At 67.0% G+C, this 20,003-nt stretch carries 17 protein-coding genes; 6 read left to right on the top strand and 11 right to left on the bottom strand.

Features of this window, described 5'->3' with window-relative positions; genetic code table 11:
- Positions 1–17: 17 nt before the first annotated feature.
- The gene (locus AB0I04_RS41815; protein WP_360897939.1) at positions 18–701 is read right to left on the bottom strand and encodes a hypothetical protein; all 684 of its coding nucleotides are present in this window, start codon (positions 699–701) and stop codon (positions 18–20) included.
- 69 nt (positions 702–770) lie between these two features.
- Here AB0I04_RS41815 and AB0I04_RS41810 point away from each other — a divergent pair, with 69 nt between their 5' ends.
- Positions 771–1,028, top strand: coding sequence for a hypothetical protein (locus AB0I04_RS41810; protein ID WP_360897937.1), 258 nt, complete (start codon positions 771–773; stop codon positions 1,026–1,028).
- Positions 1,029–1,158: 130 nt separating this feature from the next.
- Positions 1,159–1,818, top strand: coding sequence for a hypothetical protein (locus AB0I04_RS41805; RefSeq protein ID WP_360897935.1), 660 nt, complete (start codon positions 1,159–1,161; stop codon positions 1,816–1,818).
- 161 nt (positions 1,819–1,979) lie between these two features.
- Here the strand turns inward: AB0I04_RS41805 and AB0I04_RS41800 are convergent, their stop codons facing one another.
- The 3 genes from AB0I04_RS41800 to AB0I04_RS41790 form a co-directional block, all read right to left on the bottom strand.
- Positions 1,980–2,984, bottom strand: coding sequence for a hypothetical protein (locus AB0I04_RS41800; RefSeq protein ID WP_360897933.1), 1,005 nt, complete (start codon positions 2,982–2,984; stop codon positions 1,980–1,982).
- 392 nt (positions 2,985–3,376) lie between these two features.
- Positions 3,377–5,176, bottom strand: a complete 1,800-nt coding sequence (locus tag AB0I04_RS41795; protein ID WP_360897931.1) for a S9 family peptidase — start codon at positions 5,174–5,176, stop codon at positions 3,377–3,379.
- A 40-nt stretch (positions 5,177–5,216) separates the two neighbouring features.
- A complete protein-coding gene (locus tag AB0I04_RS41790) occupies positions 5,217–6,164 on the bottom strand; it encodes a LuxR C-terminal-related transcriptional regulator (protein ID WP_360897929.1) in 948 nt (315 codons plus the stop codon).
- 621 nt (positions 6,165–6,785) lie between these two features.
- Between AB0I04_RS41790 and AB0I04_RS41785 the strand changes: the two genes are divergently transcribed.
- The 4 genes from AB0I04_RS41785 to AB0I04_RS41770 all read left to right on the top strand — a co-directional run bounded on the left by AB0I04_RS41785 (position 6,786) and on the right by AB0I04_RS41770 (position 10,581).
- On the top strand, positions 6,786–8,312 hold the full coding sequence (locus tag AB0I04_RS41785; protein WP_360897927.1) for a bacterial transcriptional activator domain-containing protein: 1,527 nt from the start codon (positions 6,786–6,788) through the stop codon (positions 8,310–8,312).
- 494 nt (positions 8,313–8,806) lie between these two features.
- Positions 8,807–9,277: a hypothetical protein gene (locus AB0I04_RS41780; protein ID WP_360897925.1), complete on the top strand. Its 471-nt coding sequence runs from the start codon at positions 8,807–8,809 to the stop codon at positions 9,275–9,277.
- 81 nt (positions 9,278–9,358) lie between these two features.
- Entirely contained in the window at positions 9,359–10,126 is a 768-nt protein-coding gene (locus AB0I04_RS41775; protein ID WP_360897923.1) for a hypothetical protein, read from the top strand.
- A gap of 155 nt (positions 10,127–10,281) precedes the next feature.
- Positions 10,282–10,581, top strand: coding sequence for a hypothetical protein (locus AB0I04_RS41770; RefSeq protein ID WP_360897921.1), 300 nt, complete (start codon positions 10,282–10,284; stop codon positions 10,579–10,581).
- An 80-nt stretch (positions 10,582–10,661) separates the two neighbouring features.
- Here AB0I04_RS41770 and AB0I04_RS41765 read toward each other — a convergent pair whose 3' ends face one another.
- From AB0I04_RS41765 to AB0I04_RS41735, 7 genes are all read right to left on the bottom strand, one after another.
- The gene (locus tag AB0I04_RS41765) at positions 10,662–11,561 is read right to left on the bottom strand and encodes a replication-relaxation family protein (RefSeq protein ID WP_360897919.1); all 900 of its coding nucleotides are present in this window, start codon (positions 11,559–11,561) and stop codon (positions 10,662–10,664) included.
- 23 nt (positions 11,562–11,584) lie between these two features.
- Complete coding sequence (locus AB0I04_RS41760; protein ID WP_360897917.1) at positions 11,585–13,948, bottom strand: TraM recognition domain-containing protein; 2,364 nt, start codon at positions 13,946–13,948, stop codon at positions 11,585–11,587.
- A gap of 77 nt (positions 13,949–14,025) precedes the next feature.
- Positions 14,026–15,795, bottom strand: a complete 1,770-nt coding sequence (locus AB0I04_RS41755) for a conjugal transfer protein TraC (protein WP_360897915.1) — start codon at positions 15,793–15,795, stop codon at positions 14,026–14,028.
- Positions 15,792–16,718: a PrgI family protein gene (locus AB0I04_RS41750; protein WP_360897913.1), complete on the bottom strand. Its 927-nt coding sequence runs from the start codon at positions 16,716–16,718 to the stop codon at positions 15,792–15,794. Before AB0I04_RS41750 ends, AB0I04_RS41755 begins: the two co-directional genes overlap by 4 nt.
- The gene (locus AB0I04_RS41745) at positions 16,715–18,145 is read right to left on the bottom strand and encodes a hypothetical protein (protein WP_360897911.1); all 1,431 of its coding nucleotides are present in this window, start codon (positions 18,143–18,145) and stop codon (positions 16,715–16,717) included. The genes AB0I04_RS41750 and AB0I04_RS41745 overlap by 4 nt, the downstream gene beginning before the upstream one ends.
- A 271-nt stretch (positions 18,146–18,416) precedes the next feature.
- Positions 18,417–18,764: a pilin gene (locus AB0I04_RS41740; RefSeq protein ID WP_360897909.1), complete on the bottom strand. Its 348-nt coding sequence runs from the start codon at positions 18,762–18,764 to the stop codon at positions 18,417–18,419.
- Positions 18,765–18,984: 220 nt separating this feature from the next.
- The gene (locus AB0I04_RS41735; protein ID WP_360897907.1) at positions 18,985–19,737 is read right to left on the bottom strand and encodes a hypothetical protein; all 753 of its coding nucleotides are present in this window, start codon (positions 19,735–19,737) and stop codon (positions 18,985–18,987) included.
- Positions 19,738–20,003 lie beyond the last annotated feature (266 nt).

Raw genomic sequence — 20,003 nt, 5'->3', positions numbered from 1 at the left:
GCATTACGGAACTGCGGTCATGGCCACCAGCTACGCGTCGCGCGCCGACGGGCCATCTCATTTGACTGATGGACCACAGGCGCCGTATCGGCGGTCGTCTTGGTCCGCGTTCGACGAGCGTGCGCACATCGGTGCACTCTCATGCCGCGGACAGGACGGCACACCGCGTCCGTCCCTGCCGGTCGGCGTGGTGCTGTGGGGTCGTCGGTCGGGTCAGTTCGCGGGAGGCGTGACGGAGCGCAGTCGGGGCTGACGTGTTTGCTGTAGAGCGGGCCGCAGGGCGTGGTCGCCAGTCGTATCGCAAGGCCGAGCAAGTCCGGCGCCGGGGTGTCGGTGTGGTAGGTCTCGGCGAGGCGGGTGAAGTCGTTCATGATGCCGACGACGCTGCGGTTGGCGGTCTTGGCGAGGCGGTGGTCGTGCATCTGCTTTAGTTCTGCGCTGATGATTGTTTCTGGGGTTCCGTGCGCGGCGAGCACCGTGGCGACCTGTTGCGGGAATCTGGCCAGCAGGGTCGCCGCGGGGGCGAGCGGCATCAGGACGGGCAGCAGCGTGGGTTCGTTGACGAACAATGCGACCTGGGGTTTCCAGAACAGTGCGGTGGCGTACCACTGGCCCAGCAGGGTGGTGGGCTGCTCGCCTTCGTTCAGGTTAGGTGGGCCGATGCGGTCGAGTAGCTTCTTGGTCGCGCGCACGATGAGCACCCGCCCATCCTGCCGCTCCGGCGGGCATGATGCCCGTCGGGGGCGGGCCGATCAGGAGACCTACGCTCGGTGGCTGAAGACACCGCTACTACCGGTAGTCTCACCCGGCCGAGCCGCAGAACCTCGGTTCTCGCGATCGCTGGCATCCTCTTCTGCCGCGAAACGCTCGTCGTCGAAGGTGACGTCGCCGTCGCCGTCGCTGGCGTCCGGACGTGCGGAGAAGAGTGCGACGGCGGGCGCGAGGGGTCGGGAGAAAAGGCCCGCACGATCGGCTGGGCACCTGAGATCATGTTCCGATGCCGTTTGGATCGATCCGTGGTGAGCTGACTAATGAGAAGGTTGACGCCCTACCGCCTGTGGTGCGTGCCTGTCTGGGGGCTCGGGAGCGCTGGGCGACGCAATCGATCTCGTACTGATTCACAATGAACGTCCGAGCGGTGGTGATCAACCGCGGGCGGTGCTGAACCCGCTGGTGGTCATGCTGGCTGTATCGACGTGGGAGCGGCTGGTGTACGAGGTTGGCGCAGCCGTCAGGTTCCCCTTGGGTGAGCGGGAAACTGTAGGCCGACTGGGCCGGCAGGACGAACAGACGAAGACCGCGGGAATCTTGGCGCAGGCAACGGCGCAGTGTCCTGCCTCCTTCCAACTTCCCGGCGCGTTGATCCTCACTTTCTTCGACTCTGCTGTTGGAAAGCGGCTCGGATCCCCCGTTGAGTTGAGCGCTGTCGAGGATTACGACGGCATGTCGAAGCGCTTGGACGACTTCATCGAGCTACGCAACGGCGTGGCGCACCGGGTCCTACCTAACAAGATGGCAGCGCCGTCTTACGAAGGCATGGGCAGCGACGCTGGTGCCGGCCACCGCAGCGGAGAGAAGCCATGGTCGGGCCGAACGGTGAACACAAGTATTGCCCGGAGCGTCCTCGCCACCTATGTCCAATTGGTCGATCAGGCGATCGCGTGCCTGCTCAAGTCCGAAGGCATCGAGGGGCACGGGGCCGAACCGTACCGCCTTCCAGCGTGGTGGTTCACCGATGACCATGAACAGGACGGCACTCGGTCCGCTCAACCAGGCTGCCTGTGGGGCGGGGCGCAGCTTCCACAACGGCTCCAGTAAATGGCGACCTGTATGCAGCGTGGGGATATGAGGCCGGTGCACTCTCATGCCGCGAGGCGCGCATCGGCGGGCGTGCAAACGTAAAACTCCATCGGCGCCGCCCCACGTCCTTCGGCATGGTGCTTACGGGCAATGGGCGGTCGCAGGGCGGTCGTGCCGGGTTAGGGAAGAGTGGTTGGGAGGGCAGACGCCACTGGGTGGTTGTTGGTGTCGTAGGCGATGGTCGCGATGGCGGGTGGTTCATCGTCGGGCGGGGCCGACGTCGTGAGAAACCGGCCGTGTTGGTCTTGAGCGCTCACGTGTTGGCCGAACATCTGGATGCGGTTGATGTGCTGGTTGCCGGCGGCCGTGTAGCACCAGCGGCCGGATGGTGCCCTCCAGCGGGCGACGACCACCGCGATTCCTCCGTTGGCCATGTCCACGCTTTGACTGTGCGCTCCGGCGACCTCGCCGACCTGTTCGCCAGCGATATCGAACACCGCGAAGGTGTCGTGTCCGCGGTCATTACTCCAGACTTCGGCGACATGTGCAGAGGCGTCGCCGCCGTGGGGGAGTCGACCGTGCCAGACCGGCCAGATATTGATGTGGGTCGGGCTGATCACGGCCGGTATCCCTTGGCGGCACGCCACGTCCTTGATCGCCTGCCATTGGTCGGGTGTAGTGATCGGCTGCTGGCGGTCGCGGGCGTCGTCGGGGAGCATCGCCACGTCGGGGTGATAGGCGATCTGGGGATTTCCCGGCCCGAGAGCCGAGATGAAGGTTTCGAGCTCTGGGCCGGATGCTCGCCGCTCCGTCGCCTGGAGGGCGATCATCCCGCGGCATGGGGAGCCATTCGTCTGCTCGTCGGATAGCCGAATCGGGTCGGTCACTCCGCCCCGGACAGCCAAAGAGCGCCCTTGCAGGTTGGCGGCGGACAGGTCGGTGACGCGGACGTTGGTCCGCCAGGGCGGAAACAGGTATCGGACACCCTGCGCTGTGGTGACCAGCCCGATTATGGCCGGGGCGTACCCATCATGGTCGTTGATCCGGACTGCAGCCAAGCGGTGCTCCCGGTTTCGAGCCTTCCGCTCGACGTATCGGGCGATCCCCCGAGTGGAGAGGAACTTGTCGCCTTCATCGCGCATCACGACGACCCGCAGATCGTCGATCTCGTCGGCGAAGAGCACGGTGATCTGCCCTTCGGGCCCGTTCTGGCCGCTGTCTGGTCGCTGCCAGGCTGCCGTGGCGCGCCTGAGGAGCCCCCGGTCGCCTCGCCGGTTCCCCGTCGTAGGCCAAACGTCCAACCCCGGGTCGGCGACCGTACGCCACTGCCGTAGAGACATGACGCTCGGGAAATCGCCTCCGCCGACCCGCGAGACCCAGATTCCGTAGGAGGCTGCGATAAGAAACAGCACACACGCGAGGACAATCAAACGGCGTCGGGTGAGCCACGCAGCGTGTGGCCTGCCTTCGTCCGCCATTGCGCTCCTGTCCGTAGTCATGGCGTAGCGCACAGACACGCCAATATGGCGCCATCGGGCGACTAACGAGCGTTTCCGCAGATGATGAACGCACCGTGTCATCGGGGCTTGAGATGGGTGATGAGGAAGTCGGCGATGTCGGCGTTTGCGGTGATCTCGTTGTCGCGCTTGGTGAAACCGTGTCCTTCGTCGTCGTAGACGCTGTAGCGGACGTCGACTCCGCGGCTGCGGAGTTTGGCGACGATCTGGTCGGATTCCTGCTTGGGGACGCGGGGGTCGTGGGCGCCTTGGATGACCAGCAACGGAGCGGTGAGTTGGTCCACGTAGGTGATGGGTGAGCATCGTCTCAGGCGCTCAGCGTCGGCTTGGTCGTGGGGATCGCCGAGGACGGTGTTGACGAAGGTCCGCCAGGTCGGCGGGCAGGCGGTGGCGAGGGTGACGAGGTTCGACGGTCCGCAGAAGGACACGCCGGCGCTCCACAGGTGGGGGAGTCGGGTGAGACAGGACAGGGCGGCGAACCCGCCGTACGAGGCGCCGGCTACGGCGAGACGGTCCGGGTCGATCGAGGGCAGTGACCGCAGGTGGGCAGTAGCGTCTTCGAAGTCGCGGAGGTCGATTCCGCCCCAGTCCCGGTACAGCTGTGTTCGGAACGTCATGCCGTATCCGGTGGAACCGGCCATGTTGGGGCAGTAGATGGCGATCCCTTGGTTGAGGAGGTGCTGGTAGAGGCCGGATCTTTCGTAGGTGAAGCGTTCTTGATTTTCAGGGCCGCCGTGGATCCACATGACGGCGGGGAATGGTCCTGCCCCGTGCGGGCGGTACAGGAGTCCGTGTACTGAGCGGCCGTCGCGGGCGGAGACGGTGACAGGCTGCGGTTCGATCGCCTCGATCTTGGACAGGGCGGCCGGCCGGGTGTCGGTGAGGTAGGTCAGAGCCCCGCTCTCCAGCTCGAGAACGGCGATTTCGGCGGGGCGTGCTGCGGTCTCGATCTGGATCGTGGCCACCGTGCCGTCGCGCGACAGGTCGAGTGCGCGGATCACACCTGATGGGAGGGCTGGAGATGTCGGCTCCGCCTGTCCTCGGCGTAGGTGGAGTACGGAACGGCCGTTCTCGTTCAGCGTCCAAAGGAGCGTCTCCCCGACCTCGCGGAGGGTCTCGACGTCCCAGTCGGCGCTGACGGCCGGCCGCAGGGTTCCGTCCTGCAGCGAGTATCTGGCACCGGCGACGTACTCCCCCCAGACAGTGGTGAGGAGGTAGAAGCCGGTGGAATCCGGGGCCCAGCAGACCGGGTCGAAGTAGGCGCTGCTGTCGGTCACCAGTACGGGTTCGGCGCCGGGTGCGTGGAGGTCGAGCAGGTAGCAGTCCGAATCGATGTTCGCGCTGAAGCCCTCGATCAGCACCCAACGACCGTCCGGCGATGTGCCAACGGGCTTGTAGAAGCCCTTTCCGACAGGGATGTGTCTGCGCTCGGTGTCGCCCTGGAGATCCCGGATGATGAGATCTTGCACGGCCTGATCGCGGTCGTTAGCTGCGTAGATCAGATAACGACCGGTCGGGTCGTACGGCTTGGCCGCGAGTGTGTGCTGGCGGTCGTCAGCCGTGGTGAGCCTCTCCGGCTGTCCGCCCGTGACCGGAATCCGGTAGATCTGATACTGCTCGTCTCCGTTGCGGTCGGCGGTGAACACCAGGGACTTGCCATCCGGGGACCACGCGGCCTGCCGCACAGCCCGGTCGGGGAACTCCACCAGGCAACGCGGTTGACCGCCGGTGACGGGGGCGATCCATAGGCCGAACTGACGAGCGGGGTTGTAGGAGTAGGCCACCATGGTGGCGTCTGGCGATAGGGCGACGCCCGGTTGGAGCCGGGCCTTGGGGACGAACGAGAGCAGATCGAGCATCACAGTCCCGGAGGGTCGCAGCGCCGAAGTGGTCGGCGCGTCATTGAATCCAGCCGCGGCGCATGGCGGCCACGACGATGGCGATACGGGTGTCGACGGCGAGGCGCTTCTTCAGGTTGGCAAGGCGGCGTTGGACGGTGGGCAGGCTGACCTCCAGCCGGTGCGCTATCGCCTCGTCGGTGAGTCCTTGGGCGAGCAGCGGAAGGACCCTTTCCTCGACGGGGGGCAGGCCGGTGCGTGATTCCGGCTGCGTGCCAACGGGCATCGCTCGTTCCCACAGCATTTCGAAGTATTCGCGTAGTGCACCGACGATGACGGCCGAGCGGATGACCATCGCGCCGTCCATGCCGGTCGGGGTCAAAGGCAGCATCGCCAGCGACGCGTCGGCCAGTTTCATCTTCATGCCGATTCGAGGGAGGAGCCGGGCCTCTTCACCATGGCTTATCGCCTCCCGGACTGCGCGTGCTCCGATCGGGTTGTCCATCACGAAGGCTTCGTAGATCGCGCGGCAGCGAACGCTGTTCTCGAAGGCCGGCGGCGGACTGTAGCCGGTGGCCTCATCCAGAGGCGTTTCGAGGTGGGAATTCTCCAGGCTCATCCAGTCGTCTCGGGCGGAGTTGATCAGGGCGTGCGACAGCCTGGTGATCTCCGTTCTGTCGACGACGACCTCCACGAGCCGGTGACTGATCCCCTCGGCCTTGGGATGTATCCGCTCGATGGAGGACAGACGGCGATGACCGTCCATGAGGCGTTCGCAGTCCTCCATCAGTTGTTGCTGTCTCTTCCGCAGCAGGCCGTGGAGCGCGAGGTCGAGAGGTGCAGGCACGAGGTTCGGGGGATCGGGACTGGCCGATCCGATATGAGCCATCCCGCAGTCGAGTAGTTTTTTCACCAGATCAGGTGGGCCGACGCGATCACCGGCCTGCGAGATCGGGCAACCGTCAGCAGCGACCAATCTCTCGAATGCGGCCAGCAGGTCGTCGCCCACTAGCCCGGTGAAGAGTCGACGGACGGAACTCGTATCGGAAGAGTTCATGCTTCAGCTTTCCGGCAAGTGGGGGATATCGGTACAGCATTCGCGAGTCGCAGCCCGAGTACCTTGGGCCTGCCCGCTGACCAGATGCGATTCGTCGGTTCGATGCGTCCGCTGGGGGCTCTCGTCTTCCGATGTAATCACCTCACTAAGAACTCTCCGTCATCATACAACTGCGTTGCGTCATCTAGCTGGGCTGGTGCCTCGTTGAACACCCGATGCGGTGCGCGACCTGCGGCGTCGCAGGTCTTTCGGCTCCGGGGTTTCGCCATCAGGCGCTCTCGCGGCGACCTGTCGAGCGCTGCCTCAGGCACTGGGATGAGCAGAATCCCTCACTGCGCAGAACCGCATCTTCCCTGCTGCTCAGGCGCACGCTTCTCTGTTCTTCTGGTGGTCTGGGCGCGGCCCAGGCATGTCGGGGAGGTGCAGATGATCCGGAAGACCGACGGAACGACAGGGCCATCGCCGCACGCGCAGCGGCTACGTGCAATCCGCCGTCAGGCGTTCCGACTCATGGGGCGCCGACGCTCGGACACTCGCCGGTCACTGCTGACCTCGTCACTGGTGGCGTCACCGATGAGTGCCGACCAGGGTTCGGGCCGGGACGCCGCTGTCCGCGCGAGTAGCGGGGCGGTTCGGGTCCTGCAGTTCCTTCCGGAGCCCGGTGAGCCGCTCAAGGGCTGGGCGTGCGCGGGTCCGGTCGTCGTCGATATCTCCGCGGCCGGCGGAATCATCGGGGTGGCCGGCGCCGGTGTCCTCCGAGCGGCGATCGCGGCCCTTGCCTATCGGAGACGAGACGTGCTCATCATCACGGCTGCCTGCGCAGCGGAACTGTTCGGCGTCGGACCGGTGCCCGCTGAGGCCAGCGTCGTGGCGACGTTGGACGAGGCGATCGCATTGGTGCACGCCGAACTGTCCGGGCGGGTCCGTACGCAGGAGAACGGTGGAGACACCAGAAGCCTGCGGCAGATATGGCTGTTCGCTCATGCCGACGCCCAGCAGATTCGTCTGCAAGCATTGATCAACGAAGCCGTCCAGTACGGGATTTACGCGCTGCTGTCGGGCCGGTGGTCTCTCGGCGCGAGCCTGGCCGTTGACGATGACGGCCGAGTATCGTCCGCGTCCCCCGAACTCCAAGCGTTGATCGGTGCCCGTCTGACGATCGCCTCGCGCGACTCCATACAGGATGAGGCGCAGGTTCTTCAGTCAGAGGCGAGGGTGGACGGCAGAGTCGATGCCGGTCCGCCGTCAATGGGCACTCCCGATACGGTCGAGGCGGCTCGATCGTCGATCGCGGCATCGGCCCTCACTGTGATCGATGGGGGGAGGGCGCTCCAACGCGCTCAGCGCATCAAGCCACGACTTCAGATACTCGGCCCTGCATCGATCGCCATGGCGGGACGAAGGCTTCCCGGTTTGCTGGAGCGCAAGTTCTCCTGGGAGATCGCCACGTACCTCGCCTGTCACCCCGAGGGTGCCAGCGCGGACCTCATTATCGAGGATCTCTGGCCGTCAGAGCCGCTTTCCTGTGCGCGCAAGCGTTTTAGCGACGCGCTTTACTATCTGCGCAGGGCACTACGAGAAGCAACGGGCGGATCAGGTGCGAAATTCGTGCAGTTGAGGATGAGTCGATACTGGCTCGACCGCAGCCTGGTCGATACTGATCTCTGGGACTTCGAGACGGCGGTCCGCCTGGGCCGTACTGCCTATGACGATACATGTCGCCTGGAACAATTCGAGCAGGCCCTCGAAATATATCGCGGCGAGTTCGCCCATGTCGGCGACGGGTCATGGGCCGAACCGCATCTGCAAGACCTTCGACGTAAGGTCATCGACGCGTCGATGGAGGTAGTGCGGCTGATCGAGGATCAACGTCCCGGAAGGGCGATCACGATCCTTGAGCGAGCCGTCAAGGTAGCCCCATGTCATGAAGAAGCCGACCGCAAGATAATGCGGATATACCATCGGCTGCACCGGATCGAAAGCGTCAGGTCTGCGTATGAAGCGTTGGAGGAGCGACTTGCGCGCCTCGGCGAAGAGCCTTCTCGAGAAACATGCGCACTCTTCCGGTCGCTGACTGTAGACACCAACGTGGCGACGTGACGGCGGTTCGTATCCCGGCCGGACGGCCGCGTTACTTGGGGGGTCCCGGGTCGCCTACCGGATCGGCTATCGACGGCGGCACCGATCTAGAACCGGTGGTGCGAAGCGGGCGTCTTCCGAGGTGACGCGTGATGCGCGCCTCCCGGACGTGCGTCCCGACATGAGGGCTGATGCCCGTAACAGATGCGCGGCGGTCGGTCGGCTCGGCCGTTTGCGCCTTAATGCGCCATGTGTTAACTGCAATTCTCTCTTTAAATGCTATCCCGCCTTTCTTGTATCGCCATGCATGCGAGGTCCCATTGTCGCGTGCTTGCTGGTCGCCTTTTGGATATCGATCATGCCGCTGACCTGCGAATATCTTGAAAAACGCCGCCCTGGGGGGCTCCCAAGCGCCAGGTTTTGTGGTCGAATAGAAGTAGCACAAAGAAGCGCGATCGGGAAGGGGTAAGAAAATGGGCGCAGCGAACCGATCCGAGCGAGGACTACTCGTAATCGTGGACACGCCCGATCTGCTGCCCGAAGCGCACCTACAGATCTGTGAACGCATGGCGGATTTCGTGCCCTCCGTCTCTGCGAAGCGTGGCGCTGCATGCTCCGGATACGTCTTCGATCTGGGTGAGGTACGGGATCGATTCCCGGACGTAACGTTCTGCGAATGCATGGACGACGTCGAACGTCACGGAGTCGCGTACGCGATCGACAACGCAGAAACGCTCACGGAGTGTCTGGAGTACATCGAGACACTTACAAGCGGTGGCGTATCGGTGGACGTGCACTACCAGACAGAGCAGGAGGATTTCGTCTTCACGATTGACGGGCGGATCGGGTCCCGTTTGTCCTTCGACGCGATCAGGGACGAAGCGGCTCGGCCAGAGATCTTCGCCGAGCGCGCCGCACGCGCCGTCCGTGCGATCCGCTGGGCCGAACAGGACTGGCGGTGCCGTAGCACCCACCGCTCCTCCTGACCGCGTCAGCGGCACGTCAGCCGCACGCGCTCACGAGGCAACACCAGGAACGCATCACCTTCATCCCACCGGGGAGATTCCATGTCGACGACGCATGTTTTGACGCTGCCCGAAAACTCACAGCCGCCGCATCTGGTGCTGGTGTGGCGTATCGACGCCGATCACATCCTCGAGATAGGAGCCGACGGCCGTACCGACGATCACCGGATCCGCTACCGCTACCGTCTGTCTCACAAGAAACAGACGATCTTCCACGGTCGTGACTTCTGCTCTGGGAGCGGCCCACGACCCGTCGCCGAGACGCTCCTTCAGGCTGCCCGTAGCCTGCTCGGCTACCTCACGCTCCGTCCCGGAGATGTCGAAGCCGACTACTTCGACGAGTACACGCCTGAACAGCTCATGTGGCGTGACGAGTTCGCCGAGGAACTGTCGGCCTACGCCGAGGACCGCTGCTGCGGCTACTGCGGGGGCGATCATGACTCGCCCGCTTGCTTCACCACACCCTTCGAGGGTGACGGGGGCGAGCAAACGAGCACCAACGATCAGTTCGACGGCTCCTTCGCCTACGTGCGAGCCGGGGATTTGCGCCGTTGGGACGTGCTGTTCGCCCCGGTCCGGCAGATCACCGACGAACCCAGCAAGGAAGACGCCGCGATCATCGCTGTCCAGACTTCGATCGGGCCGCAGTGGTATGACGCCGACGTGCTGGTCTGGGCTTTCCGCCCCGCCGACCCGCAGAGAGGCTGTGACGAGTGCGGCGCAGACCCGGGCGCCCCGTGCAACCCGGTCACCTGCTGCGCACTGGCGATGCTCGAAGACGCCGCTGAAGCCGCACGAGAAGAGCGGTGACGTCCGCAGGATGGTGGAGGCGCCGTGAGCCGCACAGTCCCAGGGCTTGCCCACGCAGCTCACGGCGTCATCTTCTCGGTTAGCCGGACCACCACATCGGCATCGGGAGCACGAGCAGCCTGAGCGGTTCAGTCGGTTCGGCTGCCATCGATGCGGTGGCCTGGGCTGTGCAGCAAGCGGTGACGACGGGCTTGGAGAGCACCGCTGCGGCCACAAGGGCGGTCACGGTGACGACGAAGCGGATCCAGTTGATGCCAGGCGGATTCGATCTCTTCAATGCCGACGAACCTCCTCATCATCGAGGGCGTCGCCAGACCTGCCGCCAGCTCGGCGGCGTGCTGCCTGTTCGCAAGGGCTGGTCTGACGAGGTCAGCGGCGGCGGGGTGAAGGTGCGGGCGGGGCCGTGGCCGCACCGGATGATGTCGATCAGAGGCGTACGCGGCTCGCGGTTCTGACGCGGGAGCGGTGGGGCCGCAGGGCGTCCGGCGCGGCTACGCCGGCTCGGGACGGCGACGGTCCGGGCTCGGGGTAGCGGTCACCGCTCCCGCGGTCGGGTCGTCCACGCGCTGGGTTCCAGTCCAGGTGCGGGCGAGCCGGCGCTGTCCTGACGGTGTCTGATGGGGTTGGCGAAGTCCGCCAGTGGGCGGCGGTCATCGGTGCCGAGGCGCGCCCAGATGGCGTCTGCCGGTTCGTTGAGGTCTGCTCGGGTGCTGGCGGTCAGGATGGGCAGCCCGACTGGCGGGCAGCCTCGCCGGAAGTTCGCCTCTCGGCGTGGTGAGGTGAAGTAGAACAGTGCAGGTGTGCTGATCCCGGTGGTTTGGGCGAGGCGCATGTAGGAGTCGATCTTCGCGATGACGCGTGCGAGGGTCTCGGTGCCGTTGTCGTACTCGAGGAAGAAGTCGAGCGACCGATCGCTGGTGTTCCACCGGCCGTATCCGTCGGGTTGGACGAACTTCTTCCAGGTGGCGGCGCAGCGGGCTTCGGGCCACCACTCGCTGAGGCGTCCTTGCTCGGACCGGGCGGCAAGGCGGGTGAAGAAGCCGTTGACGCCGAGCAGGTGGCCCAGTTTGGCGGACAGCATGACGGCGGTCGCACGGTCTCGCCGCCAGCCGAGTTCCTTGAGGGACAGGCCCCGCTCGGCGGCGATGACCTCGGCGCCTGCGGTGTTCAACAGCCAGTGGCAGGGTGCGGATCCGCCGCCGGGGCGAAGCGGGCGGATTTTCTGGAGGACGTCGAGCCGGCGCAGGATGAGGAGTCGGTGGTCGGCGGTGTCGGTGTTCCCGGCGAAGGCGAGGTCGGCGACGTGGGCGGTGGTGAAGACCTTGTGTTCGTGAAGCATCCGCAGGAGCCAGCGATCACGCTCGGTGAGCCGGGTCGCCAGGATGCCGAGCAGGTCCGTGGTCCGGTTTCTGGATCTCGTGGCGTCGGTGGGCATGACTGATCCCCCTTCGTACGGACTCAGGCGGTGTATCGCGGGTCGCCGGGCAAGGGCCCGGCAGCCTCGGCCGTGGGTTTGCGGCCGTAGTGCGCGCGTGAGGCTTCCCGGATGGCCTTCTCCCGGCCTCGTACGGGCGCCGGCAGACGCCGGGTCCGGAAGGTGAAGGCGGGAGTGAGCGCGCCATGGTTCACCAGGCGGGCAGCCGCTTGGAAAGCGTCGAGGTTGGCGAGGTCGTGCGCGCTCAGGCTCGGGGCCAGGTGGCGTTCGAGGTGGCGAGCGTCGTTCGGGGAGACGGTGAAGAAGATCTTGTTGCGGGCGTTCGCGGCGAGCGACTCGCGTAGGTCGGACGGCAGCTGCGCGAGGTTCTGGTGGGCGAGGACGAGTCCGGCGCGGTACGACCGGGCCTCGGCCAGCATGTCGTCCAGCCCGTGGGGCAACGTCAGGAAGTTGTGGCACTCGTCGATGTAGATCGCGCAGTCCGGCCGGTCCGCGTCCGGGCGGCGGGCCCGGGCCTGCACGGCCTGCCAGGTCTTGGCCAGAACCAGTGAGCCGAGGAGGCGGGCGGTGTCCTCGCCGAGGACGCCTTTCGGGAGACGCGCGATCACGGCACCGCCGGTGTCGAGGAGCCGGCCGATGTCGAGGCTGGTCGGGCCCGCGGCCAGGACCTGTCTGGCGAAGCCGCGCAGCAGGACGGCGCGAAGCTTGTTCATCACCGGCCCGGTGACCTGCGCACGCTGAGCGGCGGACAGCTCGTCGTACCAGTTCCAGAAGTCGGTCAGGAACGGGTTGGTCACGCGAGCGACCGCCTGGGCGCGGTAGGCATCGTTGCCGAGCAGGCGCGGGATGTCGGCCAATGTCGCGTCCGGCCTGATCATGACCGTCAAGATCGCCGAGCGGAGAAGGTCGTCGGTGCGGGGGCCCCAGAAGTCGGCGTAGATGCGGCGGAAGATTCCCACCACCACGTCAGCGCTGAGCTCCGGTGTCGCGCCGTCGAGGATGTTGACGCACGGTGGCGGTGCGCCGTCGTCGGGGTCTATCACCGCCACCTTGCCCACGACGGTTTCGGGCAGGCGCGACAGCAGCAGGGTCGAGTCGCCCTTGGATTCGATGGAGACGAACGCGCGGCCTGCCTGAGCATCGCTGAGCTGCATGGACAGCAGGCCGGTGGTCTTTCCGGCACCGGTTTCGCCGATCACGTGGGTGTGATGGCGGGCGTCCGCGATCCGCACCCCTATGGCCCTGCGGGGGCCGGCGTCGGCGTCACCCAGCACCCGCACTTCTGATCCGCCGGACGGCACTGCCGGTGGCGGCGGGGTCGGCCTGGCTCCGGAGCGGGCCAGACCGGGAACCGTCTCGTCGACCGGCAGATGGCAGACGGCAGCGAGTTCGGGGACGGACAGCAGATCTCCACGGCACATCCGGCGCGATCGGATCGCCTTTTCGCATCTGCGGAGCCGCTGACGGCGCAGATGGTTCATGCCGGTGTAGGCGGCGTACGCGGAGGCGATCGCGTGCGCCCGCCCGCGTAGCCATTCACGGCCGCTGGGACCGGCATCGTCGGTTGCGGTCGCATACCGGATCACCGTCTCCAGCCGTGGCTGCGATGCCTTGGCCACGATGGCCCGTACTTCCGCGAGTGTCTCGGCGGGGAGCGGCGCCCCTGTGCTTCGGTGCTGTGTGTGGGCGCCCACCGGCAGGAGGTCGAACAGGCTCGCCTTGACGTTCGTCGCGAGGCCGGGCGAGCGCAGCGCGGTGGCGTACCTTCCGGCCCGCCGTAGCCTGCGGCCGGTCACCGGCCGAGCGAGGATCTGCACGACCACGCTTTCCGCGTCGGTGAGTCCTCCGGCGGCTGCCAGCAGTCCGCGTACCGGGTCGGTGTCGAAGTCCGAGCGCAGCGGGAAGTGGTCGGGTCGAGACAGCCGCAGCCGTCCGCCCGCGGCAGCGTGCCCGAGGGGCATCGCCGGCCGCTTCGCCACCCGTACGGTGCAGGTCGCTGCTCCCGGCCACGCGCCCTCGATCGCCCGCTCGACCAGGCCAGGTGGGATCACCCCGGGTACCCACAGGCGGATTCGGATGCCGGCCGCTGTGAAGACGTACTCCCAGGCGACGTGGGGCACGCCGGTGATCGGGCGCAGCCATCGGGGCCGCAGCAGGCCCAGAAGCTGTACCCACAACGCTTCGGCCCCGGCAAGGTCCGCAGACGGCGGCGGGGTTATCTCGATGACCCGGGACGCCGTGGCCAACCGGCGATGCCGCCATCGGATCAGCGCCGTACGCGTCGTGGCGACCGCGACCGCGGCCGTGAGGACGACGGCGACCAGCATCATCCAGTGCGGACGGGCGAGACCCTCGATGGCCTCCAGCCAGTGGCGCAACGTCCCCATGGGATCGTTCAGGAACCGACCGGCCGGAGACGACGGCGTCGGTGGCCCTGATCGACCTGCTGACACGGGAAGTCCGTTCATGCCAGGTCGCCGTCCTCGAGGTCGGCGAGCTCGACCGGATTCGTTGTGCAGATCCGGTCCTCGGCGGGAGACGCCAGACTGCGAAGGGCGACCCGTTGGGATCCGCAGCTGAGGAGGGCTTCGCCTCTGTCCGCGGCGAGCAGGAACGCCCGCTCGCCGTCGGAGAGTCGGAAGGCGTCACAGACCTGGTCGATTGCCTGCGGGGCCTGCCTGAGCAGGATCTGCGTAGCGCTGTTGCTGACCACTGCCCGTCCGAGGTCGGAGGCGAGGACATCGGCGGCGTCCTGGGTGACCACGGTGAGGCCGGCCCAGTACTTCCGCGCGGACTTGGCGAGCCGGTACAGGAACTTGGCGCCCTCACCGTCACGAAGCAGCAGCCACGCCTCGTCGACGATGACGAACCGCCGTCTGCGATCGCGCGGATCGCTGATCCTGCGCCAGGTCGCGTCGAGGGTCAGGAGCGTGGCGACGGTCTTGAGCTCCTCGGGCACGTCCCGCAGCGAGAACACGACCAGGTGACCTTCGGGCCTGGTGGTCGTCGGCCCGTCGAAGAGCTGACGGAAACTTCCGGTCACGTACGGGGCGAGGCGCACGCCGAGTTGCCGTGCCTTCGGATCTTCGCTGGTGTTGAGCGTGGCGGTGAGGTCGCGCAGCAGTGGCGCGGGCCGACACCAGGTGCGCGGGTCTTCGGTGATGCCCGCGGCGTAGTAGGTGGCGAATACCGCGTGGTCGAGTACCGCTCGCGAGGCCGGGTCGAGCGCTTCGCCCAGCAGCACCGCGGTCAGGGTGTGCAGGAACAGCGCGCGCCGGGTGAGCGCGTCGGCGGTCTTGCCGGCGCCGGACGGCAGGTCGAAGGGGTTGAGCCGTACGCCGGGCGAGCCAAGGGCGATGCGGGCACCGCCGGCCGCGTCTGCGAGCCGCGCGTACTCGTCCTCGGGATCGATGACGGCGATCTCGACCCCTGCGTACATCGAGCGCAGCGCCTCCAGCTTGGTGAAGTAGGACTTACCGGCGCCGGAGCGGGCGATGACCACGGCGTTGTGATTGTCGAGCGCCCAGCGGTCCCAGGTGACCAGTGACGTGGAGGCCACGTTCGCGCCGTACAGCACCGACGTGTCCGACAACGGGCAGGCGAGGTCGGGCGAGGTGAACGGGAACGCGGCGGCGAGCGCGTGAGTGTCCATCGTCCGCCGCGTGCCGACGGCGTCGATCCCGAGCGGGAGCGTGGATGTCCAGCCCTCCAGGGTGCGGAACGTGGTGAGCCGGGCGTCGAGCAGCAGCGAAGCGGCCAGCGCTCGGATCCGCCGTAGTTCGCGGGACAGCTCGGCCTCGTTGGCGGCGTGAACGGTGATGTAGAGGGCTGCGCGGAAAAGCTTGGCCTCACCGCGGGCGAGGGCGGCTGCCAATGCGTGGGCGTCATCGGCGGCGGCGTCGGCTTCGAAGTCGACCAGCCGGCCCTTCGCGACGTCCGACCGGGCCGACGACTCGAGCCGGGCGAGGCGCTTGCGGAGGCGATCTGCCGCGACCTGGTTCGGGATCGGCTCGATGTGCAAGGCGACGTCGATTCGGCCCGGGTCGCACAGCAGCGGCTCGAGCCAGCCCGGTCCGACTTCGGCCGGATAGCCGGTGATGGTGAACGTGGCACATACCCCGTCGCCGAGCGTGAGGGTACGGCTGCCGACCTCCACGGCATCCGGCCCGAGCGCGAGGGCAGGCGGTTGGGTGCGGCGGCGCGGGAACGCGTGCGACCTCGTGATTCGCTTCATCGGCTTCTGACCACCTCGTACGGGTCCCTGAGGGAACACGGCGTCGGGTTGTTGGGATCGCAGGCGGCCGCGAGCACTGTCGAAACGGCCGGGCCGTCCAGCACCCGTGCCTCGAAACCTGCGGCCGTCAGCGCGGCGGCGACCTGTTCGGCTTGGCGCAGCGCCGGCGTGCTGTCGGCGTCATTGGGATCGGCTGAGTCGTCTCGTACGACGACGAGGACCTGCCGCCAGAGCAGCTCCGAATGGTCAGCCAGGTCGGCGAGGAACCTGGCATGTTCTTTCGCGGCCTCTTCGAGCTCGGCGTCCGGTAGTCCGGGCGCTGCCTCGAAGACGCGGACAGCCATCGGCATCAGGTCCATGCGTTCGGCCCGCGCCAGGATCTGGATTCGCGAGGAGAGCCCGTGCAGGCAGCGGGCGAAACCGGCGACGAGCGCCTCCTGTTCGCCGATGGTCGCGAGCGCGAAGCTGACCGTGCCGCAGGCGATGACGGCAGCGCAGCCGTGCCCGCCCAGTTCGACCAGCCCGTCGGGATGGATGCCGGTGACCGGCAAGGCGAACGGTGCCGGGGGATGGCCGCCGGAAGTCCCGAGCCGGTGCGGCATTCCGCCGACGTCACGAGGGACGTATCGGCGCGGAGCCAACCGCTGCCTGACGGCCGCGAGGGCGAGCCGGTCGAGGCTCTGGCCCTCGCGGCGTACGAGGGCGAACGCGACGGCGACCGATGCGAACGGCACGCTGCAGGCCAGGAAGACCAGCGGTGGGATGAGATGCCGGGTGGCCATGAACGCCGCCCATAGGGCGGCACCGGCACCGCCGAGGATCGCGACCTGCCTGGCAGTGAGATTCGCCAAGATGCGATCCTCGCGGTCGATGTCGGCGGGGATGCGTGTCGCATACCGCCCGCCATGAGGGACGCGGCTCATCTGTGATCACCTCGCGGACGCTGTCGGCCGAACAGCGGCGGTGGCTGTCGGCCTTCGGACGGAGCGGACCCCCGTGGCGGGAAGTCCTGGATGCGGGGGCGCGGTCGGCGCCCTCGGTCGAAGTCGGTGAACAGCGGCGGCTGCACCGGCCGTTTCGGCAGGTTCAGCGGCAGGCGGAGTTGCTCGGCATGCTGCTCGATGGGCAGTTCGCCCTGCCGCCAGTGGCGGGGCACCTCTTCGCCCGGCCGCAACGGCAGTTGCAGCTGGATTCCGCGCCGTGGGGTCGGCCGTAGCCGCGGCATGTTCGGCAACTCCAACTGCCTGCCGCGTGGGGACGGCCATTGCAACGGAAGTTCCGGCTGCACCCAGGGGCCTGGGCGCGGTAGCGGACGAGGACTGGGCGGCGGTGGGCCGGGCGGCCGACCGGGCGGAGGTACGGACGCGGGAGGCGGCACGGACGGGCGGCTGCCGCCGGTTCGGCCAGAGATTCCACCGGTGATGCGCCGCAAGATGAGGATGGAGAACGCGGTCCGGGCGGCAGCGGCGATCGGATTGCGGCCCAGCGCGCCACGCCAGATGGCCTTGGACACCCACGACGGGATGCGGGCCAGGATGTACAGCAGGCAGACGACCAGCAGCAGGTCGACGATCCCCTTCTGATCAGGGAAGCCGGCGAGGGGCAGCTTGTCGCCGTCCTTGGCGGACAGGACGACCACGGCGGTGGCGAACACCAGTGACTGGGCGACCTGGATCGCGAGCATGCCCGTCAGAGCCCGCCACCAGAGCCGAGCCAGTCCGTCGGTCTGCGGCAGCGCGTGGCAGATCAGCGCCAGCGGTGCCGCGATGACCAGCAGCATGGTGACGGTGACCCGCATGATGTAGCCGCAGACCACGAACAGCGCGAGGACGACCGCCACCAGCGTGACCAGGCCGGACAACATCCCGAGTGTGGTGACGTTGTCGACGAGCCAGCCCTCCATCAGCTTGGCCGCGCCGTGCGGGTCGGCGTTCGCGGTCCCGTAGTCGATGAACGCCCGCGCGAGCCCGTTGGCGAACCTGATCGCCTGTTCGACGAGGAGCCTGCTGCAGTTCGCCGCCACGAAGGCGAGCAGAAGACGCGGCACGATGTCCTTCGCGGCCGTCTCTGGTGCCACGGCGTTCCCGGACATGAGAAGCAGTCCGCCGATGACGACCAGCACGACGAAGCAGGTGTCGGCAATCGTCTCGCTGGCCGTCCACAGCGAGCGAGCGCGCGCCATCGGCGGACTGTCGAGCTCCGGAGTGGTCAGTAGCGTCTTGCCGAAGAGGTCCATGACCGGCGGGATCGCCATCATGGCCAGCCCCGTGAACCAGGTGTCGATCGCCGAGCCCAGCTGGCATTTGAGGTTCCAGGGTGCGCATCCCTGACGTGCAGCCGGGGGATTCACGACCGGTGTCGGCGTCGAGCCGTTCCCCGCGCAGTGCGGTACCGGTTCACCTGGGGTGATCTGAGCGGTCTGGCAGGGACGCGGGGTCTCGGTCTGGTGGCTTGGCCGCGCGGACGCGTGCGGGCGCGGGTGCGGCGAGGGCGAAGCCGTGGTCGGATGGGGAGTCGGCGGTGGCTGAGCATGCGCGACGCTGCCGGCCGCGGTGAGCGCGGCCAGGGCAACGAGGAGCGCGCAAGCCCATCGAGCGCGGCGTGAGTATCGTCCTCGCATCTCACGCCCCGACGATCCGCTTGAGGATTTCCACGAGTCCGGGCGCCAGCGCGGCGATGCCGTACCCGATCGCGGCGTACTTCAGGGTCTCCTTCGCCTTGTTGACCTCTCCTGGATCGCCTGCGGCGAGCAGGTAGCGGAGCCCGCCGATCGTCAGGCACAAGGTGGCCAGCGCCACCAATAGGCCGATCAGCCAGGACCGAAGGTTGTTGATCACGGTCTTCAGATCGGCGGGCGCAGCCACGACGCCCTTCCCGGCGGCGTTGACGGCCGCTGCCGTGATGGTGATGGTGGCGCCTGCCGCAGCGGCTATGACGACGGCGCGTGCGACGTTCTTGGACAAAGCCATTCCTGCTGCCCTCCTTCCACGGGCGCTTCCCCCGCCTGCTGCTTCTTCGTAATTCCGTGACGACAGCGCCGAATAAGGGCGAGAAACGGGCCGATCTCCTTCCTGAGGTGGTTGGTCTTGGTGGCGAAGCGGCCGGTGGCCTTTTTCTCGCAACTTGGGTGCTGTCGTTCGGTGGGCGCTCACTACGAACTGCGATTTCGAGGCTGAATTTTTTCGAAGATCACGACGAGTTGTCGTTTTCTTTGATCCATGAGGCCAGTCGCGTCTCGGCGCTCTTGCGGCGACACCACGCGGTGGTGACGGCAATTCCAAGCTCTTTCGCCACCGTGCTCAGCGGCAGGTCTTCGAGGCGTGTGGCGCCGATCAGTTCGGCTTCACGGCGGTCGATGACGGCGGCGCGGATCGCCTTGGCGAGGACCAGATCGGGGTGTCCGTGCTGCGTGGCCGGAGTGATCGACTCGGGGACGGTGTCCAGGTCGACGGTCCGTGCTGAGTAGCTGACGGTGCCGTACCGCTTGCGGCGGACCTGGTTGTAGGCGACCGCGCGCAACCGTCCGCAGACGTTGTGCCTACCGATGTCGGCGGACGCGAGGGCTTCGTAGAACGCCGTGACCAGTTCGGCGTCCAGATCTCCTGAGTCGCCGACATAGCCGCGAGTGAGTCGGGCAGCAGCCGTACGCAGGCCGGGCAGGGCGATGCCGATCGCGATGGTGGGCCATGGCCCGCCGTGCTCGCGCGACAACCGGACCAGTTCCCGCCAGACCGCGTCTCGGCCGTCGGCCTTGAGCAGTGGCAGGGTCTCGACCAGCTCCCGCACGTTCACCGGGCGGCGCGGTAGCCCGTGACCGATGCGCCGGCCGTCGACGGCGGGCGCATTGACGCGAGAGCAGATCTGGCCGAACGCCTGAGCGGCCCGATCGAGCGGCGTCGGCCGGTTGGTGCTGAAACAGATGGTTCCGTTGCTGGCAGACATGATGGGCTCCTTCCGCTCCGGTGAATTCCGGAGCGAGCCCATATACACACGCCTGCTTCGCTGCGCAATCGTTCGACTTTCGTCCGGTCTTCGATTCGCTGTCGCCGAGCGCCGATCGGAGCCCGAACGATGCGTAGTCGAAGATCAAACGAATGCCGAAACGGTAGGCGATCAGCGAAAATCTGAGAGGCCGGATCGCGATTCGTAGGTGAAGCGGCCGGTGGCCAGGGTCGAAGAAACCTATGGCCACATCACCGGCTAGATCT

Origin of the sequence: Actinoallomurus sp. NPDC050550 (genome assembly GCF_040655075.1) — a bacterium.
GTDB lineage: Bacteria > Actinomycetota > Actinomycetes > Streptosporangiales > Streptosporangiaceae > Actinoallomurus.
Note: the sequence above shows the minus strand (reverse complement) of the source record. Positions and strands in the feature narration are given on the sequence as shown.